Origin of the sequence: Paenibacillus sp. BK720 (genome assembly GCF_011761545.1) — a bacterium.
GTDB lineage: Bacteria > Bacillota > Bacilli > Paenibacillales > Paenibacillaceae > Pristimantibacillus.
In genome coordinates this window covers 530,432-555,714 of record NZ_JAASRQ010000001.1, presented here as the reverse complement: position 1 = coordinate 555,714, position 25,283 = coordinate 530,432, and the positions used below count along the sequence as shown (strand labels likewise).

Annotated in this window: 19 protein-coding genes; 1 reads left to right on the top strand and 18 read right to left on the bottom strand. The window is 52.3% G+C overall.

What is annotated here, in order from left to right; all coding sequences use genetic code 11:
- Positions 1–5 precede the first annotated feature (5 nt).
- The 4 genes from FHT67_RS02385 to FHT67_RS02370 all read right to left on the bottom strand — a co-directional run bounded on the left by FHT67_RS02385 (position 6) and on the right by FHT67_RS02370 (position 6,761).
- A complete protein-coding gene (locus FHT67_RS02385; protein WP_132303551.1) occupies positions 6–905 on the bottom strand; it encodes a carbohydrate ABC transporter permease in 900 nt (299 codons plus the stop codon).
- A gap of 83 nt (positions 906–988) precedes the next feature.
- Positions 989–1,954, bottom strand: coding sequence for an ABC transporter permease subunit (locus FHT67_RS02380; protein WP_167195311.1), 966 nt, complete (start codon positions 1,952–1,954; stop codon positions 989–991).
- 246 nt (positions 1,955–2,200) lie between these two features.
- Complete coding sequence (locus tag FHT67_RS02375) at positions 2,201–4,468, bottom strand: AraC family transcriptional regulator (protein ID WP_167195308.1); 2,268 nt, start codon at positions 4,466–4,468, stop codon at positions 2,201–2,203.
- 235 nt (positions 4,469–4,703) lie between these two features.
- The gene (locus FHT67_RS02370) at positions 4,704–6,761 is read right to left on the bottom strand and encodes a beta-galactosidase (protein WP_167195305.1); all 2,058 of its coding nucleotides are present in this window, start codon (positions 6,759–6,761) and stop codon (positions 4,704–4,706) included.
- Between the two features lie 117 nt (positions 6,762–6,878).
- Between FHT67_RS02370 and FHT67_RS02365 the strand changes: the two genes are divergently transcribed.
- Complete coding sequence (locus FHT67_RS02365) at positions 6,879–7,706, top strand: AraC family transcriptional regulator (RefSeq protein ID WP_167195302.1); 828 nt, start codon at positions 6,879–6,881, stop codon at positions 7,704–7,706.
- Between the two features lie 21 nt (positions 7,707–7,727).
- On the opposite strand, the gene FHT67_RS02360 is transcribed toward FHT67_RS02365, so the two are convergent.
- The 14 genes from FHT67_RS02360 to FHT67_RS02295 all read right to left on the bottom strand — a co-directional run bounded on the left by FHT67_RS02360 (position 7,728) and on the right by FHT67_RS02295 (position 25,257).
- Entirely contained in the window at positions 7,728–9,326 is a 1,599-nt protein-coding gene (locus tag FHT67_RS02360; RefSeq protein ID WP_167195299.1) for a response regulator transcription factor, read from the bottom strand.
- 2 nt (positions 9,327–9,328) lie between these two features.
- Positions 9,329–11,113 carry a cache domain-containing sensor histidine kinase gene (locus FHT67_RS02355; RefSeq protein ID WP_132303539.1) on the bottom strand — a complete coding sequence of 595 codons (1,785 nt, stop codon included), beginning with the start codon at positions 11,111–11,113 and terminating at the stop codon, positions 9,329–9,331.
- Between the two features lie 102 nt (positions 11,114–11,215).
- On the bottom strand, positions 11,216–12,880 hold the full coding sequence (locus FHT67_RS02350) for a type 2 periplasmic-binding domain-containing protein (protein ID WP_167195296.1): 1,665 nt from the start codon (positions 12,878–12,880) through the stop codon (positions 11,216–11,218).
- A 110-nt stretch (positions 12,881–12,990) separates the two neighbouring features.
- Complete coding sequence (locus tag FHT67_RS02345) at positions 12,991–13,884, bottom strand: carbohydrate ABC transporter permease (RefSeq protein WP_167195293.1); 894 nt, start codon at positions 13,882–13,884, stop codon at positions 12,991–12,993.
- 3 nt (positions 13,885–13,887) lie between these two features.
- Entirely contained in the window at positions 13,888–14,781 is an 894-nt protein-coding gene (locus FHT67_RS02340; protein ID WP_132303535.1) for an ABC transporter permease, read from the bottom strand.
- 254 nt (positions 14,782–15,035) lie between these two features.
- Entirely contained in the window at positions 15,036–15,527 is a 492-nt protein-coding gene (locus tag FHT67_RS02335) for a VanZ family protein (protein WP_243866875.1), read from the bottom strand.
- Between the two features lie 105 nt (positions 15,528–15,632).
- Positions 15,633–16,712 (bottom strand): Gfo/Idh/MocA family protein, encoded by a 1,080-nt coding sequence (locus FHT67_RS02330; protein ID WP_167195287.1) that lies wholly within the window; start codon positions 16,710–16,712, stop codon positions 15,633–15,635.
- 133 nt (positions 16,713–16,845) lie between these two features.
- Positions 16,846–17,886, bottom strand: a complete 1,041-nt coding sequence (locus FHT67_RS02325) for a LacI family DNA-binding transcriptional regulator (protein WP_167196814.1) — start codon at positions 17,884–17,886, stop codon at positions 16,846–16,848.
- 99 nt (positions 17,887–17,985) lie between these two features.
- Positions 17,986–18,657 (bottom strand): MgtC/SapB family protein, encoded by a 672-nt coding sequence (locus FHT67_RS02320; RefSeq protein WP_167195284.1) that lies wholly within the window; start codon positions 18,655–18,657, stop codon positions 17,986–17,988.
- 35 nt (positions 18,658–18,692) lie between these two features.
- Positions 18,693–20,930, bottom strand: a complete 2,238-nt coding sequence (locus tag FHT67_RS02315; RefSeq protein WP_167195281.1) for a glycoside hydrolase family 88/105 protein — start codon at positions 20,928–20,930, stop codon at positions 18,693–18,695.
- Positions 20,927–22,693 carry a prenyltransferase/squalene oxidase repeat-containing protein gene (locus FHT67_RS02310; RefSeq protein WP_243866872.1) on the bottom strand — a complete coding sequence of 589 codons (1,767 nt, stop codon included), beginning with the start codon at positions 22,691–22,693 and terminating at the stop codon, positions 20,927–20,929. The genes FHT67_RS02315 and FHT67_RS02310 overlap by 4 nt, the downstream gene beginning before the upstream one ends.
- A complete protein-coding gene (locus FHT67_RS02305; RefSeq protein ID WP_167195277.1) occupies positions 22,690–23,382 on the bottom strand; it encodes a hypothetical protein in 693 nt (230 codons plus the stop codon). The genes FHT67_RS02310 and FHT67_RS02305 overlap by 4 nt, the downstream gene beginning before the upstream one ends.
- A gap of 3 nt (positions 23,383–23,385) precedes the next feature.
- Complete coding sequence (locus FHT67_RS02300) at positions 23,386–24,336, bottom strand: sugar phosphate isomerase/epimerase family protein (RefSeq protein WP_132303519.1); 951 nt, start codon at positions 24,334–24,336, stop codon at positions 23,386–23,388.
- A gap of 45 nt (positions 24,337–24,381) precedes the next feature.
- Entirely contained in the window at positions 24,382–25,257 is an 876-nt protein-coding gene (locus FHT67_RS02295; RefSeq protein WP_167195275.1) for a carbohydrate ABC transporter permease, read from the bottom strand.
- Positions 25,258–25,283 lie beyond the last annotated feature (26 nt).

Genomic DNA, 25,283 nt, shown 5'->3' with positions numbered 1-25,283 from the left:
CGAGATTATTCCTTCACGGCTCCAAGCATAACGCCTTGGACAAAATACTTCTGGATAAACGGGTACACGCAAATAATGGGAAGAGTCGCGAATACCACGCAGGATGCTTTAAGAACTTCGGGATTACTGAGCGATACCTGAGTCGCTTCCAGCTGGAAGCTTTCGCTCGCTTGAATAACCAGGTAATACAGCTTCAGCTGCAGTGGCCGCATATCCACGTTTTGCTTGATGTAAAACAATGCGTCCTGGTACGTATTCCAGCGCCCAACCGCATAGAAGAGAGACAAGGTTGCAATGATTGGTTTGGACAGCGGCAGCACAATGCTGACAAGAATCCGGAAATGCCCGGCCCCGTCAATCCTGGCCGATTCCTCCAGACTGTCCGGTATGCTGCTCGACAGCGCCGTCTTCATGATCAGCAGGTTGAAGGCGCTGAAGGCGGGCGGCAGGATAATGGACCACATGGTGTCCAGCAGCCCCAGGTTGTTCACGAGCAAATATTCGGGAATGATACCGCCGCTGAAGTACAGGGTGAAGATAAAGATAAACGTCAGCACGGTACGTCCCTTTAATTGCTTGCGGGATAACGGATAAGCGGCGCAAATGGTAATAATCATGCCAATGATGGTGAACAGCACCGTTACCAGAACCGATACATACAAGGAACGCAATATACTGCGGTCCGCGAAAATTTTCTTGTACGCCTCGAAAGTAAACCCTTCCGGCCAGATGAAAACTTTATTCGCGATAACAAATGCGTCTTCGCTTAAGGATTTGGATACGACATGCAGAAACGGCAGCAAACAGGCAAGCGAGGCAATGATGATAAAGAGGTGAATAAGCACATCCCAAATATCAAACCGCCTTCTGCGATGAACAGCAAGTGTGCTGTTCGTTGCTTTCATGGTCACCTCTCCTTAAAAGAATTGCCACCTTTATGCTCTATATTAGGGCATTTGTGGGAATTCTTACTTCGTAAGAATTAACTCTATAAAATTCCGTCCTCGCCAAGCTTCTTCGCAATCCGGTCCGCCGCGAGCACAAGCACAAGTCCGATGACAGCCTGGAATAATCCTAGCGCCGTTGCCCGGCTGAAGTTGCCGCTCTCGATCCCCCACCGGTACACCAGCACGGGAATCGTAACCGTGTATTCCGTCGTAGCCTTGTTTTGCAGAGCGAATACCCGTTCGAACGAGCCTTCCATGACTTTGCCGAGATTCATGATAAGCAGGGTAACAATGGTCACTCGAATCGATGGCAGCGTCACGTTCCATACCTTCCTCCAGCGCCCCGCGCCGTCAACGATGGCTGCTTCGTACATTTCCGGGTTTATGCTGCTGATCGAGGCAAGGTAGATGATCGTTCCCCAGCCCATGCTCTGCCAGACGCCAATCGCCAGATAACTGATCAGCCAATTGGAATCGTCCTGCAGGAACGGAATCCGGTCGCCGCCCATCATGGCAATGAGATTATTGATCGCGCCGTTACTCTCGCTGAGCAGCTGGTAAGCAATTGCGCCGATAATAATCCAGGATAGAAAATGCGGCAGATACAGCAGCGTCTGGTTCACGCGTTTGAATCTTACGCCTCTTACCTCGTTCAGCAGCAAGGCCAGCACGATCGGCATCGTAAAGCTGAATAACAAATCCAGGCTGTTAAGCAAAAGCGTATTGCGGACGGCGCGGCCAAAGTCATGCTTGGCGAATATCTCCTGGAACACTTGAAAGCCAACCCAGTCGCTCCCCCAGAACCCTTTGGCAATCTTATAGTTTTTGAAAGCAAGAATGAGGCCTGACATCGATGCGTATTTGAAGGTCAGTACAAAGGCCAGCGGAATCATTAACAACGCGTAAAGCTGCCAATCCCGCCGAAGATAATACGCCATCCCGCGTCTGTTTAATCCGAGCTGTTTTATAGCGGTTTCGTTTTGTTGTGAAGCGCTTTCAATTTTCACATTCTCACCCCCCTCAGCCTTTAATTCCCCCGGTCCTTTGCTCGCTTCAGACATCGTCCGCGGCTGACCTCATCATACCCCCGCTTTTTCCAAACGGTAAATCTTGAGTATTGATTCTCCCTGTCATTTTTGATCGCAAAGGCATCATTTCTGCTTATCCGGCGCGGTTTTTGATCAAATCTGATAGGCATGAGCAAAAATAAAAGCTGTCCTGCAGGCGGCATGACAGCTCTCATTCTATTACGCTTACGAAGTCTTGGATCTCGACGTCTTATAGCTGCTTGGCGGCATCCCTTCATACTTGCGGAAGAACCGGTTAAAGCTTTGCACGTTATAGTAGCCTACTTCGGAAGCAATTTGCGTGATCGTCATTTTGGATTCGATAAGCAGCTGCTTTGCTTTTTCGATCCGCAATTGATTCATATAATCGATGAGGCTTTTGCCGGTTAATTCATAGACGATCTTCCGCATGTAGGAATAGCTGATGCCAATCTCCTTCGCCATCTCCTCGAAGACGATTTCCTTGCGAAAATGCTCCTCCAGATAACGGATAATCCGCTCGCCGTGATTCGCTTCTCCCGTACTCCGCTCCAGATGCTGCACGATCTCGGTAAAGAAATCGCGGAGATGGTTCTCCAGCTCGTCAAGCGTATCGGTGGAAGCAATCGCCGAGTAGATATTTCCCCGTCCGGAGAAAATCCGCGACGTGCTGACGTTGTTTTCCCGGAGATGACGGATCGTAACGCCAATCAGCTGATTGTAGATAAACAAGATATTGTCATAGGAAACGTTGGAATCGGAATAAATGTCAGCCCGGATACTCTCCAATTCCTTCAGAATGCTGCCTAGGTCAGCACGCTCCAGGAAATTCACGATACGCCGCTCGCTGTTTGCCGGGTACATATATTTCTTGCCGCGGTCTTCCTCTGGCTTCCAGTAAAAAATACAGCCGCTCCCCTTGATCATGCGTTGCTTGATGGCATCCGTCGCCTCCGCAACCCGCTCGGGGATCGACTCGCTGAATTCCGTCCGGCCGCTGACGCCGGTCGTAACCGAATGACCAAGCAGGTCAAGCGCCGTATCGCGGATTTGAACAAGCGTCGCCTTTATTCCTTGAAGCCCGTTCTCCGCCTCCTCCTGCCCGTAGTTGATCACGAATGCGAAGCAGCCTTCGCCTTGATAAATTCCCCGGGCATGCAGACCATCCGGAAACAGGCTCTCGCATTTCGTGAGAAGGAGATAACGGTGGAAGCTGCGGGTCTCCGGATTATTTTTGCTCGCGTATCTCCTATACCGGTCGATGGAGATAACCGCTACGGTGTAATAGGGCCCGGGAAACATCTCGGCGATCTGTTTCTTCACTTCGCCGCGCAGCAACTGATGAATCGATAAGCTTCGGGTATCCTGCTCCCGCTCTTGCAGCAGCGTATGCAGGCTTTCCTCCTCTTCCTGCATCCTCCTGAAAGCCGACTCCAGGAAAGCCAGCTCGTTTTTGTTCGTGCCGCCGTGATTGCTGCGCTCGCGCATTGTGCGGACAAGCTTCCGGAGCGGCTGGGATAACCAGGTGGCCAGCAATACGGCAAGAATGGTGCCTGCGATGATGATCATGCCCGTAATGAAAATGATGCCCTTCTGCAGGTTGTACGTCTTCGTCATTAACTGGTCCATCGAATAAATATTGACGTTCCACCAGCCGAGCTGCACCGAGCGGGACCAGGTATACAGCAGCCGCTGGCCGTTTAATACATGGTAAGCATAGCCTTCCCTTTGGCTATTGCTTAGGATTTGCCGGATAAAAGGCTGCTTGTTGCCGTCCGTCAGAAGCAAAGACTTGTCAGGATGCGAAATAATCGTGCCGTCGGATCTCAGAAGCATATAGCCTTCCGAACCCGGTTCTGAGGATTTTAAATAGCTTGCAATCTGGCTCTCCTTCAAATTCACGACAATCGTGCCGCGCGTAGTCGTTGACAAGCGGTTTAACGGCAGCACATAGGAGACGACCTGCATGCCGGATTGCAATTGGCGGGGGTACCAGACGCCTCCGATTCCTCTCCGGCCGGCAAGCGCCTTTTCCATCCAATCGACCGGTTCGTAACGGTCCAGCGTCGTAATTCCCCGGTCGGTCGAGACCACGTAATCCGCTTCGTCAAGCAGGAAATAGGTCGAGTATACGCCGTCCACACGGTGGTTCAGACTCGCCAGTTCATTTAGTATTCTTAAAGCGCTGTACACGTCGCTATAGTCCGAATTAAGCGCCGAATACGTCTTGAAGCTGCGGATCCGGTCGAATATATTCGTGCCGGCCAGCTGGACCGCATCCTGCGCCAGATTGCTCAGCGCATTCTCGTTAAGCTCCCTGTTTGCGATAAGTCCCTCCAGCGAGGTATCCGCAATGGCGCCTTCCGAATAACCCACGATCTGCGTCCCGCTATACCAGGTCAGTATGGCCGTCGGAATAGCCATGACACAGATCAGAATCAGCATCAGCTGAAGCATCATGGGAAATCGTTTCATCCGCCCGTCCTCCTATCGTTATTCATAATAGCCATGGAGTTCCTCTAAGCCGGATTTTTGTAAGCGCTTTAAATTTGTTCGAAAAAACCACCGACTCAACTGCCAATATTGGATAATTATACACGATAAAGAACGGCTGGGTCTATTTCCCTATTTGAATTTTCACTATAAAAATAAGCCAGCCGTATAAAGAGCGGCTGGCTTATTTTTGAACCGGAGCTGCTATGCCCCTACACTACGCTTGATTAAGCTTAATGATCCGCACGTCATAGCCTTTAAGCTCCGTTGCGCCGCCTTGGACGCTGGCGCCCGTAAGCAGATCGGTCCCGGTCTGCTCTCCAAGCGCAACCGTAACGGCATCCGCATTGTGATTAAGCACAAACAGATAATCCTGGCCGTCTTTGGAGCGGACCGTTGTCTCCACGCCTTCCGGCGTGCCGGAGACAAGCGGCTTGATGCCGCGGGAAGCGCATAGCCGAGGCAGCCAGTCCCGCAGGAAGGCTTCTTCCGGGCTTGTCGCCAGGTACCAGGCTTCGCCTTCGCCAAACTTGTTAACCGTCAGAGCAGGCATGCCGCGGTAGAAATCATCCCCGTATACGGCCTTTACTTCGGCGCCTTCCGAATGAATCAGATCGCAGAGCATGCCGCACTCGTATTCCGCCTGCGAGCCAAGCGTGCCATCGGACAGAACAATCCGGTTGCGCTGCGAAGGAAGCAGGGCATCAATCTCTTCCGCCCAGATGCCGAATAAGTTACGCAGCTTGCCCGGGTAACCGCCCAACGTTACCAGGTCGGTCTCGTTTACGATACCGCTGAAGTAGGTTGTAATGACCGCGCCGCCGGCAGCCGTATAAGCTTCCAGCTTCTCCGCCACGCCATCCTTCACCATGTACATGACTGGCGCAATCACCAGGTCGTAGCCGCTGAGGTCCGCTTCCACGCTGACCACGTCCGCCGCAATGCCGGCACGGTACAAAGCATCATAGAATTTATGCGCTTCATTCACGTATTTAAGAGCAATGGACGGACCGCTGGACATTTCAATGGCCCACCAGTTTTCCCAATCGAACAGGATAGCGACCTTTGCTTTCACTCTCGCATCCAGCAAAGCATCTCCCAGCTTCCCAAGCTCTGCGCCAAGCTCCGCGCATTCGCGGAATACGCGGGTATGCTCGTGGCCGGCATGCTCGATAACCGCGCCGTGATATTTCTCGCAGGCGCCGACGGAACGGCGCAGCTGGAAGAACAGGACCGTATCCGCTCCGCGGGCAACGGCCTGGTAGCTCCATAAGCGCATAACGCCCGGGCGCTTCAGCGAGTTGTACGGCTGCCAGTTCTGCTGGCTTGGCGTCTGCTCCATCAGCATAAACGGCTGGCCTTCCTTCAGGCCGCGCATCAGATCATGCATCATGCCGGTATAGCTGTGCGGCGTATCGAAGCGAGGGTAGTTATCCCAGGATACAACGTCCATATGCTTCGCCCATTTATGATAATCCAGCTTTTTGAAAGCGCCCATCAGGTTCGTTGTAACCGGAATATCCGGCGTAACCTTCTTGACCGCTTCGTACTCCAGCTTGTAGCACTCGAGCAGGCTGTCCGAATGGAAACGCATGTAATCAAGCGACAGACCTTGGAAGTTTGTCTCCGTCCGGCCGTTGGCGCCGTACCATTCCTCGCTGCGGCCGCTCGGCAGAACGATATCCTCAAAATCATAGAAAATATGACCCCAGAACGCCGTATTCCATGCTTTGTTCACTTGTTCAATCGTTCCGTAACGATCCTTGAGCCATACGCGGAATGCCGCTTCGCAATTATCGCAATAGCAGTTGCCCGCTCCGCCGTATTCATTGTTGATATGCCAGATAAGCAGGGCCGGATGATCTTTGTACCGTTCGGCGAGCTTCTCGGCCATGCGCACCGAATACTTCCGGAATGTCGGGCTGTTCGGGCAGGAGTTATGGCGTCCGCCAAACTTGCGTTTGTTGCCGTTGAAATCGACTTGCAGCACATCCGGATATTTACGGGCCATCCACGCGGGATGCGCCGCCGTGCTTGTTGCCAGACAGACGCCAACGCCGTCCGCATGAAGCTTGTCCATCATTTCGTCGAGCCAGCCGAAATCGTAGGTATCCTCGTCAGGCTGGTTTTTTGCCCAGGCGAATACGTTAAGCGTCGCCACATCGATTCCGGCAAGCTTGAACATCCGTAAATCCTCGTCCCAGACTTCCTTCTCCCATTGATCCGGATTATAGTCACCGCCGTACCAGATCTTCGGTTTTTTCGCATTTATCATCTTGTCACACCTCATTGTATATGATAAAACTGCAATATCTTTTTCTATTGTAAGCCCTAATATTTCTGTAACCCATATAAAATTAACGATTTCACATATAAAAATAGGGAGGTTCTTATGATGCGACGAGTTGTTCCCGCCTTCCCTTCGGAGCAGCTGCCCCTGCAGCTCGAAACGATTGGCTTGAACCCCGACCAGGAAACCTTGGACAGACCGGAAGGCTATCCGTATTTCCACTGGCTCCAGACGCAGGAAGGGGAAGGCGAATTAACGGTCAGCGGTCAAACCTGGAAAATGAATGAGCGCTCCGGCGTCCTTCTTGCCCCGGGCACGCCGCACCGGTACGAGGCCAGAAACGGCTGTTGGCAGACGGGTTATATCACGTTTCGCGGAGGGATGGCCGCCAGTATCGTGCAAGCCATCGGCTGGGGAAATGCCGAACGCTTCCAGTGGGAAGCCGGCAACGACCGGATTAGCGATCAGTTATTCCGCATGCTCGCCTTTGCCGAAGCCGGAAGCGATCCATCCGGGTGGCAGTCATCGGCCGATTTATACCAATTCCTGACGCTCCTTCGGACCAATGCCCGCACGGATAACCGACCGTCCATGTCCAAACGGCTGGAGCGGATTCAGGTGCTGCTGTCCTGGCTGGAGCAGCATTTTGCCAACCCGGAGATCGGATTGGCGGACATGGCCGCGCAGCTTGGAATCGGCGAGAGACAGCTGAACGAAAGATTCCGCGAGCTGTTTGGCCAAACGGCCTACTCGTATCTCATTCAGCTTCGGATCCGGAAAGCGAAGGAATGGCTTCCTTCCCGGCCGGACTGGACAGTGCGCCGCATCGGGGAGGCGGTAGGCTTTCGCGACGCGAGCCATTTCGTCTCCACCTTTCGCCGACGGGAAGGCATGACGCCGGAGACCTACCGAAAGCTGTATGGACGTTAATATTGTGGAGGGATCCATCTATTATGAATAGTAACGGTCGCGATACTCCTGCGGCGTGCAGCCTTCGTTTTTCTTGAATTGATACGTAAAATAAGCAGGCGTTTGAAACCCTATCCGTTCTGCTACTTCGTATATTTTTATGGTAGGATCCTGCAGCATTTCCTTCGCTTTTTTCATTCTCAGGTTTTTCACAAAGTCGGAGATCGTCTGTCCTGTTTCTTTCTTGAATAACACGCTTAGATGGCCTGCGCTAAGATGAAACTTGTCAGCGAGCTGTTTCACGGTTATGCTGACCGGCAGCTGGTCTTCCATATGGGACACGATGCGGCTAATCAGATGATGCTGTTGGAGTGACCGTTCTTTTCTCGCAAACAAAACAGCCGAACGAATATAATCGATGACAATATCCTTCGTCGCATCGATTGTTTTGCAGTCCAGAAGTCGATGCCAAGCGCGCTTGTTCAGGAAATTAATCTCTTCCGAGTCTTGCCATACTTTTAAAGACAGCTCGCCAAGCAAACTGATGCTAAGCGATTGGATATAAGCGAAGGTATGCTCTCTTCGCTCCAAATCCTTAAAGGACTGTTCAACCTTATCAATCAATAATATCGGATCGTCACTTTCAGCCAGCATTAGCAACTCGGGCAGCATATTCTCATGCATTCGAAAGTCCTCAAATGCTTTTCTCTCCGCATTTCCTACATAAACGAGCTGCCCGCTCCCGCTATGCCGGGCATCGGCGATCGTAAATTTCACTTCCCTGAAGAGCTGGTTCATTTCCTGCCATTCGCTGCCCCATCGGCTGATCCCAACGGTAACCGATACACCATAGCTATTGTGCATATATTCCTGAACGAAATTGATTTGTTTGCTTATATAGCTTCGTTTATCAATCGGCGGACTAACAAGAATTGCTACAAGCTGATCCGGCCTAATTTTTGAAACCAGAACATCGCCCAGCTCCCTTAACGCTATAGACGTCGATTGTTGAAGGGCCGAACCAACCATAAGCCTGTTGTGCGCACTGACGGAAGAATCGGCGTAGTTGTCGAGAACAGCTGTAATCAGTTGTATACCATCCGTCGGCCTCTGGGGCAGATGAAGTAGTTGGCACCAGGAGTGCAAAGTCTCCTCCTCCATCGCCTCTTCCTCCAGCAGATCGAAAATAAACGTGTCCTTGAGCATCTCCTGGCTATCCGTTACGATTTCCTTAAGCTTTACGGTCTGTTCATTAATCTGGGTTATCCTTTCAATCGTCTGCCGGAATGCAGACAGCTTGCGTTCGATTTCGGATAATTTGAGAGGTTTAAGCACGTATCCCTTTGCCCCAACTTCAATCGCTTCCTGAGCAAATTCAAATTCGTTGTAACCGCTGATGACTAGAATTTGAATATCGGGATATACCCGTTTGGCTTCCGCCGCAAGCTCAATGCCGTTCATGCCGGGCATAGAGACATCGGTTATCAGCACATCAATCGGACTAGCTTCCAGTATAGGGACAGCTTCCTCGCCTGACTCCGCTGTAAGCGGGTTTGTATAACCAAGCTTAGCCCAAGGGATATGCCTGACCAATCCATAAACATTTGACGGCTCGTCATCTACAATAAGTGCTTGCAGCAAGATTATCCCTCCCGTTGAATATGCGGCTTATGGGTATAAACAGGCATTGTAATTCTAATGAGAGTTCCCGTGTCGGGGCTGCTCTCAACGTGCAATTTGCCTGCTTCGCCAAAGTACAAATGAAGGCGTTCTCTAATATTTCTTAGCCCAAACCCATTCCCTTTTCCAGCTTTTTCTCCATTTTGAATCCGTTCCAGCGTTTTGGAATCCATCCCGGTGCCATTGTCCATTACTTCGTATCGAACCTGATTATTAAAACGTTTTACACGAATGACAATATAAGCATGAGGCCGGGTAAAGATCTTCCCGTGTATATAGGCATTTTCTACAATCGGCTGCAAAATCAGCTTGATTGAGTACAACTCCGGTACATCCTCGTCGATATCCCATTCTATACGGACGCGTTCCGGATAGCGCAGCTGTTGAATATCCAGATAAGCTTTTACATGTTCCAGCTCATTATGAATCAACGTCACGTTAGAGGTATTATCAAGGGCGAACCGGTAAAAAGTTGTTAAGGCTTCAATGGTCTCAACCTGAGTGTGATCGCCTTGATCTAGAGCACGCCATTGCAGCAGACTAAGCGAATTATAGATAAAATGCGGATTAATCTGTGCTTGAAGCGCCCGGAAGGAAGATTCCTTCTCTTCCAATTTGGCGCTGCTCAGCATTTCTATCACCGAACCGAGCTTACCCGCCATTTGGTTAAACATAAGCTCGAGATCCCCAAGCTCATCCGTGCTTTTGCTTTGGACAGATACATCAAAATCACCCTCGGCGATATCGCTCATCCGGTGACCAAGCTTACGAATACGAAAAACAATGTTTTTCAGTACAATCCTCACAAGAAACAGAGAGAAGAACAGGAAAAAGACAGTTATAGCAACAATACTGTAGACAATAAACGCAGACTGCTTCTCCATTTGACGCATCTGGATAAGAGCGGCCACCTTCCATTCGCCATTGATGTGACGAACCGTGAAGTATTCGCCGTTATTCGTTCGGCTCGCATCTTCTTTCACGCTCGTCCAAAGCTTGGATAAGGCTGTCTCTCCAACGGGCTTGCCTATCAATGAACGGTCTGAAGCCGCAATAATCCGGTCATTCTCGTCTAATAAAAACAGGCTTCCCGAGCCTTTGAAAGGACGGTCCATTAGTTCGCCAAATACGCTGTTATAGTCGAGAAGCATATAGATGGCACCATAGGTATAGCCGGTAGCGTTCGTAATTTTTCTGGAGACAGCAAGCTGTGCATGTTCCCCCGGTGCATCGGACCATTGCAATGCGATGGGCGAAGCCATCACGCTATCATACCAGGATTTCTCGTCGGTATGATTTAACAGTCTGCCAGACGGTTTCCATAACAGTCCTCCATCTTCCGTAAGCGTTGGATTGTCATGATAAATCCGAAAGTTTTCAATACCCGGCAAATAGCGGCTCATCACCTGAAAGGAGCGGTCAATATAATTCACCGATTCCAGCTGTTCCGTAAAGCTCGTATAGGTTCGGCTTAGCCTGGAAATAAGCTCTCCGTCGGTCCCCGTCCGGTTCGCAAGAAGATCATAGCTTTGCTTGCGGAATTCAACGCTCTGCGTCGTCTGACGAACCGCTTCATTAATCGTGACGATATAATTGTCCCTGACGTTCTGAAGAGCCAGATAACCCGCTCCAACTCCCAGAATAATGGTAGGTATAACTACGATCAGTCCATAGAGCAAGACAATTTTGCCGCGCAGACTCATCCTGCGGGTCAATCGGATCGTATTTCTCTCAATCCAGCGTCGCATCAGGCATTTCTCCCATTCTTTGCCCGGTATCGTTATCTGCCAGGAAACTGCAAAGGGAGCATCCCCGGTAAAGGGGCTGCTCCTCGATATGCGTTTATCTCTTTATTTATTGCTCATTGCTTGGTATAACTCTTTCCATTCTGTCTTCAGCTCGCTCCAATGTCCGCGTTTCTCAAGCGCGGAAGCGAACTCCGTCCATGCTTTCTCGAATTGCGCGTCATCCTTCGCCATAAGAAGCTTGGCGCGGTACTCTTTATATACGGTAGTTAATTCAGGTGCGTATTTTTCCCAAGCGCCGCCTGCTTTTGCTTTAACCATATCATAATTTTCCGCAACGCGAGTAGCTCCCATTTTGGCAATCTCTTGAGAGAACTCTCCTGTCTTCACACCGCCGGCATGAACATTTTCGTTAGTCCACCAAGCATACCATTCATTGCTGTAGTTCGAAGTCATATAGAGCTCCGGCGTCACTTGCGCTTTCTTGGCCTGATCACCCGAGTTGCGCAGTGCTTTGTAGTTCTCGTCCGTAAATGCCCACTTGCCGTAAGGCTGATCCACCCATCCCCAATATTTCCCTACCGGACCCTCATTGACGACCATGTTCTGCTCCGGCTTCTGCGTTAAGGTATAATCATAGAATTTAAGAATCGCATCCAGGTTTTTCGTATTTTTGCTAATATACGTATCGAAGCCTGGATAAGGATTAATCACTTGCGTAGTGCCCAGTACGTTTACGCCTTCAATTTTCGGGAAAGGAATCGGTTTGTAGAACCAGCCCGGTCCTGTCGGGCCATCCAGCTGCTCCCATAAAGATGAGTCAAAATTCCAGAAGCTTCCGATGTTCATTGCATAACGGCCGTTTTTGTTCTTTTCAACATATCTTTCACTCTTATCCGTCAAAGCCTCAGGATCAATGAGCTTATCACGATACAAACCGTTCATCCACTTGTAAGCAGCCTTGAATCCCGGATTATCGTACATAAAGATAAAGTTGCCGCCATCTTGTTTCACCGGAGTAACCCCGCCAGCCGATGCAACCGTTACGCCAAAAGCGGCCAGAACCGCATTCTCATCGTTTTTATCCGTAAGAATACCAAGCGGCAGCAGGTTTTTGCCCGACTCATCCTTAAGCTCTGCCGCTTTCTTCAGATACGATTCTACGCCATCAAGGGTAGTCAGATCATTCTCCGTCATACCCACCTTCTCCAGAACGTCCGTCCGGATAAACCAGGCACTGGAAGACCAGCCCGGCCATGGCTCGGAAGGATTACTGTCGAACCAGCTAGGAAGCGACCAGATATGACCATCAGCATCCTTCATCTGCTCCAAATATTCCTTCGGAATAGCAGCCAGACTTGGATACTTATCAGGCATGTTAAAATATTGCTCAAGAGGCATTAGCAGATTTGAACGCTTCATCGCATCGTCAATCACCTGGCTGCGGTTGAAGATCGCCGCGTCATCAAAGCCGCCTGTATTAAGCTTGAGGTTAAGCGCTGTCAGCGCGTCGCCTTGCGTCGCTTCAAGCTGAACGTCAACGCCCGGCTCTTCTGTTCTCCAGTATTGCTGCACCAGGCTGTCATTGTTAACCGTTGCCGTCCAGCCCAGCCACAGCTTGAACTTGCCTCCGCTGTCCTTCGTATTTGTATTCGTTGAACTAGCTGCTGCATTATTCGGTTCTGTATGGCTGTTTCCGGAGCATCCGGCCGCTATACCTACCGTAGCTGCCAGGGTTAGAGCAACGATACCGCTTCTTTTCAATTTCATGCTTTTTCCTCCCCTATTTATGCGAGTCTAGTCTTTCCAATGGTATATGGTAGATCAATTATACCCGAAGGTGAAAGGGCTATCGCCATCCTTGGCGAAGCTCGTTTCAATCAGCCTTTGACCGATCCGATCAAAACGCCTTTGGCAAAGTATTTCTGCAGGAATGGATAAATGGCGAGAATCGGAAGAGCACTGATCATAACCGTAGCCATTTTGACCGACATCAGCGTAATATTATCCATTGAACTCCGTGCCAGTACTTCCTGATTTTGATTAGAGCTCATGATCGCAGATAAGTCTTGTGCTGTCAGCAGCTGCTGCAGAAAGGTTTGGACCGGGATTAAATTCTGGCTCGTTACATAAAAGGCGCCCGAGAACCAGTCATTCCAATGGCCGACAGCCGTAAATAGTCCTAGAGCGGCAAGCATGGGCTTCGACAGCGGCACGATAATCTGAATCAGGATCCGAACGGGGCCGGCACCGTCCAATTCGGCGGATTCGAACAATGCTTCAGGAATGCCATGTATAAACTTTTGCATAACGAACATGTTCCACGCCGAGAAGAGACCCGGGATGATAAACACCCAAAACGTATTGGTTAATCCGAGCTTAAACAATTGTATATAGAAAGGAATCAAGCCTCCGCTGAATAGCATCGTTAAGAGAATATAAGTCAGTATGCCGTTTCTGAACGGAAGGCGTTTATATGATAATCCGTAAGCAGCTGCCAGGGTAATGGCAAGCCCGCCAATAGTGCCAATAAACGTTCTTGCAATCGTGATCAGATAAGCATGGCGGATGACCTGATTCCCAAGCACGATTTCATAGTTGATCCACGTAAATGACCTCGGCCAGAGATACACGCCGCCTTTTGCTGCATCTGCTCCGGTATTAAGCGAGATAGCCAGCATATACACAAAGGGATATATAATGGAAACGCACATGAGTAAGAGCAGGATTAGGATAATCCATTGCCCGACCCGTTCAAGCCCCGTTGCCTTCATCTGTCACCACAGCCCCTCGCCGTTGATTTTCTTGGAGAATGAGTTTGTTGTCACGACAAGCAGCAGACTAATGATCGACGAGACGAGGCCAACTGCGGTTGCCATTCCAAAATACCCCTGTTGAAGCCCGTTGCGAAGCACATACGTATCGAGAACATCGGCAACTTCCTGGTTCGCTGAGTTCATCATCGGATAAATTTGATCCATCCCCACTGTAATCAAGCTTGGAATACTCAGAATAAGCACGATGGAGATTGTTGGCAAAATGCCCGGAAACGTAATATGCCGAATCTGCGCAAATTTCCCTGCCCCTTCAACCTTTGCTGCCTCATAAAGCTGCGGATCAATCGTGGAAATCGCTGCCAGATAGAGAATAGTGTTCCAGCCCACCTCTTTCCACAAGCCGCTGGATACGATCATCGGCCGGAACCATTCATTGGAACCAAGGAAGAAGATCGGCTCGCCGCCTACACGTCCAATAAGGTCATTAACCAGCCCGCCGTCCAATGTCAGGAACGATTGCAGAATATAAGCCACGACAATCCATGAGAAGAAATGCGGAAGATAGCTGACCGACTGGACGAACTTTTTGAAGAAAGGATGCGCCACCTCATTAATCATAAGAGCAAGGATAATCGGCAGCGGGAAACCAAAGACGAATTTCAATACCGAAATATAAAGGGTGTTCTGGACCACCTTCCAAAATTGCGGCTCATGCACGAATGAGAAATTGTCAAAACCAACCCAGCTGCTGTCCCAAATCGAAGTGCCGATGGAGAAGTTCTTGAACGCGATCTGAATGCCCAGCATCGGAATATAGTTGAATAGAAACAACAGCACAACCGCGGGCAAAATCATCAAGTACTGCCAGCGGTATTTATACATCTTAGCTATCATGTGTGTCCCCCTCCTTAGCTACACCTTCATTCTAATCGCAGGGCAAAAAGGGAGAAATGTAACAACGATCAGATTTCTATCAATTTGATAAGATGTTTGCAATAAAAAACAAGCAGTGACAGTCCACTGCTTGTTTCTTTCACAACGATTGACGGCGGTACCAGGGCAGTCTGGACAGTGTCGATACATCCAGCCACACAGGACAACAACCTTAAACTATTGCAACAGACTATAACGAAAAGCCCTCGCGCAAGCTAAACTTGCGCCAGGGCTCTTTCTCTGCGTACGACAAACAGGATCCACCATCCGAGAAGTCCGCCAAAGCCATTCAGAATAAGGTCGTCGACATCAAAGCTGCCCATGGCCAATAGTAGCTGCGAGCATTCCAGGGCCAGGCTTAGGCCAAACGAAAGCGTCGCTGCGCCAAGGAAAGATATGGAGTCATGCTTCGTCCATAATCCGACAAGAATTCCGCAGGGCAGAAATATCGCGATATTGCCAAACAGATTGACCTGCTCGTGACGGTACGACAGACCGTGAAGATTTTGCGCGATCGATTTGAAAGGGGTAAAATTAGCCCGCTCCAGGCCGTACCGCATGTATTCCGGATATTCTAACGTCCAGTGAAGCTTTTGCCATAGAAACGCTATATTAACCGAGCCGAACTTAAACAGAATCACCTTAAGCAAAATATAAAGATAGAATAAGAAAAGAACCGATAGGATGCTGCCTCTCGTGTATTTCATCATATACTTCCCTGCCCTTCCGTTAAGCCAATCGCCACCTGCGTTGACTTAATCAGAATAAGACTCATAGTTTAAAAATTAAGCAGGGCAAATCTAAAGTTTTTCTTAATTATTCTCCGCCCAGCATTGGGTTTCCGTCGTGACCGTTTCGCCCGTCTGCACGGATTGCTTCATCATAAGCGCCAGATAATGATCCTGGCAGGCTTCCGCCAGGCTGTAGAAAGCTTCGCCTCCGGCAGCGTATACGCCCATCTTCTCGAGGCATGCCGTCACCGCAATCTCGTCGTCGGTCAGACGCGCCGGCGCCGTGTCATTCTTATAGACGATCTGTTCGCCTAAGTGAAGGCTCTTCAAATAATAGCCTTCCAAATTGCCGTCCAATCCCGCCTGCTGACGGGTCAACTGCAGATGGACCGGCGTTAAATGATCAAGCAAATAACGGACGTCAAAGTTGTTGATTTCACCGCGTTCGCCCCTCACAAGCAGGCGCGGCGAGCGGATCCAGGAGAAATACTGGTCGCCCGTAAAATCGTAAACGCCGTATTTGCCGCCAAAATCGAAGGAGGCCATAACCTGCTGCGATTGAACGATGCGGCTCTCCGCGGGCGCACCGGAACGTCCCGGCCCTTCGATAATCGGCGAAGCGAAATTCGCTGCGCGAATGCTTGCGTTCTCGAAGCCAATGCCGAGATAACGGCGCATCAGGCTGATGCCGTGGTAATCATGCGCGGCCGACACTTGCGCCTGCGTCACCTGGCCAAGCTTGCCGGAGCGCACGATGGCCAGCCTCCCGGCGTGATTCGGCTGAAACGCGTATTGCTCGGCAACCTGAATCCGTCCCTTGCCGCCCACCTGCCGGTATAAAGCGATGAGATCCTCCAGCTGCTCGGCTGGCGGCGTTTCGCATAATACCGCAACATCGCGAGCCGTCAATTCCAGCATCACGTCCGGAGCAACCTTCCGCGGCACGCTGACGACAACAAACGCAAGAGAAACCGCATCCAGCATCGCGGCAGCCGTGCGGAAGGTCGGCACGCCCCATGCTTGCTCGAATGCTTTGCCCTTCTCCTCATCCCTCACAACCACGCCTGCAATATCAAACCGTTCGGGCAGCGCTTGTGCAATGCGCAGAAAAAACTCGCTGCGCCAGCCGCCGCCCACAATGCCGAACCGTACAATACTCATAATATCCTCCTCTTGCCCGCTAAGTGTATGTTTAATTCCTTACTCCCTTTAGTATACCAGCTGCAGACGGGCGGCACGAAGCCCGCAGTCCGAAACGTTTCCGGACTACGAGCCTTAGAGACAAGCTGAACCATCAGGATGAGTTTTTTTCGCGGAGACGATCGTGGAGCGAAGCATGGTCAGGCACGGCAGCGGACTGCCGGATAGACAGCGTGGGAGAAAGCACGATCCGTTCGCTCTCTTCTCCCGGCTGACTGATCTGGCGGACAAGCAGCTGCACCGCTCTTTGCCCCATCTGTTCAATCGGCTGGGCGACCGTTGTCAGCGGAGGATCCGTGACGGAGGCAAGCACCGTATCGTCAAACCCGACAATCGAGCAGTCCTGCGGAATCCGCAGTCCCAGCTCCTTGGCGGCGCGGAGCGCGCCAATGGCCAGGAGATCGTTGCAGCAGAAAATCGCGGTCGGACGGTCCTTCATCTGAAGCAGCTCCCATGCCCGGTCCTTGCCGTCCTTATGGCCGCAGCTGACGACGAATAACGGATCGAGCATAAGCCCCGCCGCTTCGGCGGTCTGCCTGAATCCCCGCACCCGCTCCCGGCTGCTGCTGATCGAGCCCTGCTCGGCCAGAACGGCAAGCCGGGTATGCCCAAGCGAGATCAGATGCCCGGCTGCCGCAGCCCCTCCCGCGTAATCGTCCACGACTACCGTCGGAACCTCGACGGAAGGAAACTCCCTTGCCAGCAAAGCAACCGGAACTCCTCCCTGAAGCAGCGGATTTAATGCGGACAGCTCCTTCAAGCCGGTACTGATAATAACGCCGTCGACGTTTTTCTGCTGCAGCAGCGCGGCATAATGCTCCACCTTCTCGTCCTTGTTGTCCGTGCTGCATATAAAGACGCTGTAGCCGTGCCGCTGCCCTTCATCCTCAACCGCCCTTGCGATCTCAGCGAAAAAAGGATTAGAGATATCCGGCACAAGCAAACCTAACGCATACGTTTTTTTACCGGTCAGCGCGGATGCGATCATGCTTGGCTTGTAACCCATGCGCAGCATGATTTGCCGGATCTCTTCCCGGCGCTCCTCGCTGATTTTCCCTTTGCCGTTAATGACAAGGGATACAGTGGCAATGGATACGCCGGCTTCTTTAGCTACATCGTATATGGTTGCTTTCATCATTGACGGTCTCCAATCGCGCGAAACATAGTTAAGTCCATTATGCGCGTTAAGGAGAGCGCTTTCAACGTTTATCTGGAATATTTGAAAATTGCTTTTTTAAGAGCTCAAGTTTTCCACTTCAACCGATAGAACGTTTTTAAACCGGCGCATTTCCTCATAGATCGAAGTCGTCGGATACGGCTCTCCGGATGACAGGACAAGCCGGATTTGCAGCCGGCCCTCCCCGATATCCTTGATCGTTGTATGCTTGATCTGATGATCCGAGCGGATGCTTGCCAGCATCCCGTCCAGCTCGGCCGAGCGGTCGAAGATCAGGCAGACCGATACGTCGCGCTCCCGCAGCTTGGAAGGGCCAAGCGCCCGAACGGCAAGGGGCACGAGGTTAACGGCAAGAATGATAATGCCGGCTGCCGTGAAAGCTTCCTTGTAAAAGCCCGCTCCCGCCGCGATGCCCAGCGCCGAAGCGGACCACACCATCGCGGCTGTGGTCAGGCCGGAGATGACATCGTTGTTCCGCCGCAGAATAACACCGGCCCCGATAAAGCCAACCCCGCTTACGATTTGCGCGGCGAGTCGCATCGGATCCATGTTGGTCATCCCCGGATGGGCAAGCCTGGAGGCCGCTTCAATGGACACCATCGTAATGAGGCAGCTGGCTACCGAGATGACCATGCTTGTCTTAATGCCAAGCGGCTTATGACGAAGCTGACGGTCCACGCCGATGAGCAGACCTAGGGCTAACGCCGCCCCAAGCTTAATTGCAAACAACCGTAATCCCCTCCTTGCGAAGCCGCACGCCCCCGTTAGACAACGCTTCCTGCGCGGTTAAGCCTGCTTACCTCAACTCCGGCAAGCATCATAATGCCGATGCCATGATTGTCGTTAACGACCGTGCGCAGGTCGTGCATATAGTAATCCGGCGAAAAGGAGTATCGCGAGCCGCTGCATACGCCATGGACATTACCTCCGCGGTCGATCGCATTCTCGGTCAGACCTTTCCAGGCTTTCCTCGCTGCGGCCGCGTAATCGCGGTCCCCGTTATCCAGCCAGCCGAAACGGACGCCTCGGGAGAAGGCATAAGCGAACATCGCGGTACAAGAAGCCTCCTCGTACGCTTCGGGCTCGTTCAGCACTTGTCTCCAAAGGCCCGAGCCGCTCTGCAATTCGGCTACTCCGGAACACATCGCCTTGAAGAAGTCCAGCAGCGCTTCGCGGTCCGAATGATCCTCCGGCAGACGTTCAAGCAGCTCGGACAGCGAGAACAGCACCCATCCGTTGCCTCGTCCCCAAGGCACTCGGGTTGCCTGGCCGTATTTGAAATCATAGACATGCGACATAATCCGTTCTTCTTCTATAAACAGGTAACGGCGGAACAGCAAAAACTGCCGGGCAGCTTCGTTCAGCACTTCCTTGTCGCCGGTTATAACGGCGTAACGGGTCAGGAACGGCGCGCTCATATAGAGATCGTCCGCCCACATGGTGTTGTCGAAGTATTCTCCTTCGCTCAGCCGGAAGAACGCTCCGTCTTCTCTCCGCTCCAAACGCTTCAGCATAAAGTCAACGATGGAGTCCGCAATGCGGCGGAACACGCCGTCTCCTTCCTGAAGGCAGGCTTCCAGCATCGCCGAGCCAAACGAGCCGCAATTGTCCAGCATCTTCATCAGCACCAGCTGATGATTAACGCTCGGGAATCCGTACTCTTCCCGGTCCCATAAGGAATAATCGTACATATCCGTACAGGTGCGGATATGCGACAGGGCATAACGGGACCAGTCCTCCCGGTTCAATTCGCGGGCCGTTCGCAGCAAGCCGTACATCGTAACGCCAAGCGGATAGTCCCACCGCCCGTAATTGGTAGCCGTGCCAACCGTCCATTTATTGCTCAGCATCGCATTTTCATAATAAGGACGCAGCCGGGTCTTAGGCATATCCAGCTCCCAATACGAGCGGCCCGCATCCTGACCGTCTAGTCGAACGGCAGGCAGCAGAGCCGACAAACGGCCAACCGCCGAAGGGTCCAGCTCCGCATTTGCCGCGATTGGACCGGCATAGATCCATTCTCCGTCATAGCCATGAATGTGTACGGGCTGCCGAAGAGCCATCGGCTTGCCGTCCGAGGAAGCCTTCAGCTCAAAGCCCCAGCCTTGCTCTCCGCTTTCCGTGCGAATTATCAGATCACCGTTACCGGTATCCGGCTTAAGACTTTCGCGAAACACTCCCGCTTCAGTCAAGCTTAGTACCAGCTGGCCGTCCAGCCATACCGACGCCGGTCCCAATACCCGTCCTTCAAGCACGAGCGAATCGGTTCCCGGCAGCAACGGAAGCTTGGTCCAGCCGCAGCCGGCCACGGTTGTCTCCGGAGTACCGAAGAGGCGCTCCAGGTTCGGCTTCGAAGCTTCATCCTCCTGCCACTTCGTGCGGGGAAGCCAGCGGATGCCGGTCTCTTCCTCCGGCAAGCGTTCGTTAGGGAATCCTGTCTCCCCGTACAATGCTTTCTTTACCGGTTCGGAGAACACCCATCCGGCGCTTCCGTCCCGTCCCGCGAATGGAGCAAGCACGTTCAGAATGCGCACCTTCGCCTCATCCGCCCCAAACCGGCAGCCAAAGCCCGCAGGGGTCCGTCTCGCCTCGACTAGAATCCGGTTCCAGCCTTGCGTCAGCAGCATCGGAACTACGACGCGGGCATCCGGCTTCATTTCCTCCACGGCGGAAGTCCGGAACAGCAGTTGATCGTTCATGTATAGCCGAATGGGGCCGATCGGCTCCAGATTGCAATCGATCGAGCGTTCATTGTCGCTCCATACAAGCCCGTAGACGTAAGCGTAATCGCCGGTTACCGCATCCGGCCATCTGGAGCCAAGCTCCATGTCGTACAAGCCTTCTTCATTTTGCAGAATGCCTTGCTTCGAGAAGGGGCGATACGCAAACGGGATTGGCGGATTTGCGCCGACATAACGGCTAGCCAATAGCTCCAAAATGCGGTGCTCTTCATCGCCAAACGCAGATCTGGCACTATCCCGAGGCTCTATATACACGGTCATTGTCCGTTTCTCCCCCCATCATTTGAAGACGACAGCCGAATATCAAAGGTCCGGTCGTACGGCGTCAGCACATTCACCACAAGCGTCTGGCAGTCAGCCGGGTAGGCTGCTCCGCGAATCGACTTCATCCGATGCTCATGGGCGCCTCCGTCCAGCTGAATCCAGTCTTCGCCGGCCATGAACGTTACGATGCCCTCTTTCCAAAATTCGGTTCCCGTCTCCGCAGGCGTCCGATCTCCCCCGCTAAGCTCTCCGTCTTTCCCGAAAATAAAGGAAATCTGGGTCAACAGCACATCCGGCTTGCCGCAGCTTACGCGCAGTCGCCAGCCTTCAACGGTTTCAGTCAGCTCCACCTCCACCTGATGCTGCTGAAGATGCGTGACCTCGCGCAGCTGATGCGGCAGCAGATACCAAGGGCTTACCTGTTCTGCAGCCGATCCGGGCAGTTTGTCAGCGGCAATCGGACCGTAATAGCCCTTCGTTTCCGAACCGCTGAGCCTGTAGCCATTCTCCGCCTGATCCAGCTCGTTCATCTTGATAAAGCCCGGCTCAAACGAGCTGCTTACCTGCACGCCAAGCAGCTTAGCTTTGCCATGGCGAAGCGCAAAGAAGGAATTCGTCTCCGCCATTACCGTCACGCTGGTCCGCCCATCCCGCTGCCGGGCAACCGGTGCGCCAAATTCCGGATGAAGCCGGCTGTGATAAATTTTCCCGCCGTGTCCGGCGGCGTCCATCCGGCCTAAATAATGGTTCCTGTCGAACTTTCCGTTAATAACAACCTTGTAGGACTCCGGCAACCGGCCTGCCTCAACGGAGGGACTGCGCAGCTCCGGATGCAGCAAGAAGCCCAGCAAAGCGTTGTTGGGAATCGCGCCCGGATGGGTGGACGACTCGGCGCCCAGCTTGGCAAGCGCGGCGAATAACGGATCCTTGTCGTATTCGGCCATCAGGCAGGCTACGAACAAATAGCCGGACATATCGTATTTATGGCCAAAATCCTGCCGGCCGGAATAGTCGGTTACGACTTCCCCGTCCGGATGAATCAGGTAAGCCATCATCCGCAGATTGCGGCGAACCGGCTCCAGCAGCTCGGGACGGCCAAGCAGCTCGGCGGTGTGGAAGAGCATCACGTCGCTTACGCCGTTATAAATCCCGTTGCTTCGTTCCGTCCATTCGCCGTCCTCCGTGCAATCCATCCCTTCCGCGAGCCATGCTTCGGCGCGGGCAATCAAAGCCTCATTGCCCGTAAGTGCATAAAGGAAGCCAAGCGCAGCCGTCAGCACCCAGCGGTGGTTAGGGGTATGGCAGCCGCCGGTAAGTATCGCCGGAACCGATTGCTCCAGGAAACGCCTAATCTTTAGGCATACGGGCTCCAAGGCCTTCCATTCGTGTTTGTCCAGCAGCTCGTACAGCTGGGCAAGCCCAACAACGGCAAACGCCGTGTCCGGCGGCGAATGCATATTCGTCCAGCCCGGGGAGATCGTGCCGTCGGCATGCTGCTGGCGGACAATAAATGCCGCCGCCCGATCCAGGCTGGCGAGCAGCTTCTCGTCATGATAGTAACGGGAATCCGCATTCACCAGCGCGCAGCCCCAAATCGCCATTACGGCTAACGTGCCGGTATGGGTAGGAAACGGAATCCCGCTGTCCGGATCCGCAACCCCGCCATAAAAGCGGCTTTGGCTGTCCTTTATTTGATTATCCAAACCTGGCGCAACCCAGTCGTCATTAACGGCTACAAGCTTCTCGTACATCGTAATCATCCTTCCAAAGGCTCCTTCAAGCCGGCAAGTGTATGTCTGATCGTTGCGAGTTCCGCTTCGATCCTATCCGGTATTTCCTCGTACAGCGATTTCCATGGAACAAACAGGCTTTCCTGCTTCGCAAGCTCGTAAGGGACAAATTCGAAGGACGGCGTAAACCGGTGATACCTCTGCTGATACGCGCGGACCAGCTCATTCGTCTTGTCATCGTATTGCCCCTTGGTCTTATACCATGCCGGCAGCGTCAAGCCGTCCGAACCCGCCCCTTGCTGCGTTGCCGTTCTTGCATGGGGCAGCAGTTCGAATAAGACGGGCAGCGGCGAGAAAGCATGCTTGCCCGGCTGGGAGTAGAGGCTTACCGTTCTTCCGTCGAGGTTCGAGCGGTCCGGCAGCAAGGCTTTCAAATACTTGCCGTGAAAGCTCGCTTCGGCATCCGCTACTTCGCCGTTCGAATCGGCGTAAATCCATACATGCTCGAGCTCGTATAGATGCTGAATATCGTAATCCCAATAAATAGCGAATTCAATCACGTAATCGATTCCGCCCGCGAAATGCTCGAGCCTGCGCGGAAAGGAAGGGGAACTCTCGCCCCGATGAAGAACAGAAACCCCAACCCGCACCGGGTAAAAGGGTTCCTGTTTATCGAAATATAACCGCGGAGCGTATGCGGCCAGTTGGCGGATATCCATCTTCTAGCCTCCGAATGCCGCAAGCTTCCCGAGCAGCCGGTCATGGCTAAGCTCGATTTCTTCCGGCGTGCATGCCGCTTTCAGCTCGTACACCTTGACGGGAGCGGCTGCGATAATCGGGAGGAAGCGGTCAAAATAATGCATGTCGCCGCTGTGTACGTAAGGGCACCAATGATCCGACAGCCCCACCGTCTCGTGAATATGAATGCCGACGACATGATCCTTGATCGCTTCCATGTCGCGGGCGTTATCGTACAGCCCCATCCGTTCCATCATCATGCCATGGCCAAAATCGTACCATAACCCGACCTTGGCGCCCTTCAGCCGGTCAAAGACCGTCTTCGCTTCTCTTAACGTCGGCATTTGATAGCAGCGCGAGCGCGTCTCGATGCCGATCGATACGTTTAAGCCTTTCGCCTCGAGCCGGTCGCATACCTCCTCGAGACTGTCTCCAATCCTCTCGAGGTAATGGCCGGCTGCCGATTCCCGGCGTTCAATCATTTCGCTCCACAGCTTGACGTACGCAGCCGATTCCGGACCTTGCTCGTTGTAGATCTTTTTGAGCTCCTGATCGATATTGTAGTCGAACGGCACCTCTCCAGGATGGACCACAACCGCTTTCGCGCCATAACGATTCGCGTATTCGGCAGAGCGGAGCAGCAGCTCAATCGAACGCTGACGCTTCTCTTCGTCATCGAAGCCAAGCAGAACCGAATCGGTACCGTAATCGGGATCCGCCACATGCGGGAACGTATTATGCACGCTCGACACCCCGATTTGTCCCCGTTCAATCATCGGTTCAATCGTGGACAGCAGCTCGCTCGTCACATTGTAGTTCAGCTCTACGTACCGGAAGCCAAGCCCCCGGATCTCTTCGATCATGCCGCTGCCCGTTTGATGCCTTTTAATATTCCAACAGGTTGAGAACGAATATTGTCCTTTGTCCTTCCCCATGTCTTTCATCCTCCAGATGCATAGCGGCGATTGCCGCCTCTTTGGTTAACCTTTTACCGCGCCAAGCATAACGCCGTTTACGAAATAGCGCTGCAGCCACGGATACACGATCAGGATCGGTACGGTTGCGAAAATAACGCTTGCGGCCTTCAGGCTTTCCGGCTGCAGCATTTGGCGTCCGCTTGCGCCCTCCGCCGCTATCAAATCGGTGACCATGTTGTTTTGAACAAGCTGGTACAGCTTTAATTGGAGCGGATACAACTCCGGGCTTGTAATGTACATCAGCGTATCGGTAAAGCCGTTCCAACGGCCTACCGCATAGAACAAGCTTAGCGTAGCGATAACCGGCATCGACAGCGGCACGATAATGCTCGTTAACGTACGGAAATAAGAGCTGCCGTCGATCTCGGCCGATTCTTCAAGCGAATCGGGAATATTTTGAATAAACGTAATCAGAATAATCAGATAAAACGGACTGATTAGTCCCGGCAGCACAAGCGCCCAAATCGAGTCGAGCAGGTGAAGATTGCGCACGAGCATGTATTCCGGAATAATGCCGCCGCTGAAAAACATCGTGATGATGATAATAAACATGACAACCTTGCGGCCTTTTAATTTGGTTTTGGCCAGCGGGTACGCTGCCGCAATCGACATCACCATGCACAACACGGTGAATAGCACCGTCAGCAAAATCGTAAAGCCGAGTGAACGGATCATAGACATGTCCGTGATGACCTGCTTGTAAGCACCCCAATTGATTTCCACCGGATAAATACTGACATCGCCTGACATAATAGCGCGCGACGAGCTTAAGGAAATCGCAATTATATGAATAAACGGAGCCAGACATATCAGCACGAATAGAAGTATCGCAAGAGTGTTAATCACGTCAAATGACCGGCTGGCGTTTCGATCTCTCATGTCTTACCGCTCCTTTCCCGTTTTCG

Excerpts from the sequence above, each read along its gene's own strand:
- FHT67_RS02335 (WP_243866875.1), bottom strand. The coding sequence starts at position 15,527 with ATGAAATACACGAGAGGCAGCATCCTATCGGTTCTTTTCTTATTCTAT.
- FHT67_RS02375 (WP_167195308.1), bottom strand. The coding sequence starts at position 4,468 with ATGAAACGATTTCCCATGATGCTTCAGCTGATGCTGATTCTGATCTGT.
- FHT67_RS02310 (WP_243866872.1), bottom strand. The coding sequence starts at position 22,693 with ATGATTACGATGTACGAGAAGCTTGTAGCCGTTAATGACGACTGGGTT.
- FHT67_RS02355 (WP_132303539.1), bottom strand. The coding sequence starts at position 11,113 with ATGCGACGCTGGATTGAGAGAAATACGATCCGATTGACCCGCAGGATG.
- FHT67_RS02295 (WP_167195275.1), bottom strand. The coding sequence starts at position 25,257 with ATGAGAGATCGAAACGCCAGCCGGTCATTTGACGTGATTAACACTCTT.
- FHT67_RS02365 (WP_167195302.1), top strand. The coding sequence starts at position 6,879 with ATGATGCGACGAGTTGTTCCCGCCTTCCCTTCGGAGCAGCTGCCCCTG.
- FHT67_RS02340 (WP_132303535.1), bottom strand. The coding sequence starts at position 14,781 with ATGATAGCTAAGATGTATAAATACCGCTGGCAGTACTTGATGATTTTG.
- FHT67_RS02300 (WP_132303519.1), bottom strand. The coding sequence starts at position 24,336 with ATGGGGAAGGACAAAGGACAATATTCGTTCTCAACCTGTTGGAATATT.
- FHT67_RS02325 (WP_167196814.1), bottom strand. The coding sequence starts at position 17,886 with ATGAAAGCAACCATATACGATGTAGCTAAAGAAGCCGGCGTATCCATT.
- FHT67_RS02330 (WP_167195287.1), bottom strand. The coding sequence starts at position 16,712 with ATGAGTATTGTACGGTTCGGCATTGTGGGCGGCGGCTGGCGCAGCGAG.
- FHT67_RS02370 (WP_167195305.1), bottom strand. The coding sequence starts at position 6,761 with ATGATAAATGCGAAAAAACCGAAGATCTGGTACGGCGGTGACTATAAT.
- FHT67_RS02315 (WP_167195281.1), bottom strand. The coding sequence starts at position 20,930 with ATGACCGTGTATATAGAGCCTCGGGATAGTGCCAGATCTGCGTTTGGC.
- FHT67_RS02345 (WP_167195293.1), bottom strand. The coding sequence starts at position 13,884 with ATGAAGGCAACGGGGCTTGAACGGGTCGGGCAATGGATTATCCTAATC.
- FHT67_RS02385 (WP_132303551.1), bottom strand. The coding sequence starts at position 905 with ATGAAAGCAACGAACAGCACACTTGCTGTTCATCGCAGAAGGCGGTTT.
- FHT67_RS02350 (WP_167195296.1), bottom strand. The coding sequence starts at position 12,880 with ATGAAATTGAAAAGAAGCGGTATCGTTGCTCTAACCCTGGCAGCTACG.
- FHT67_RS02305 (WP_167195277.1), bottom strand. The coding sequence starts at position 23,382 with ATGGATATCCGCCAACTGGCCGCATACGCTCCGCGGTTATATTTCGAT.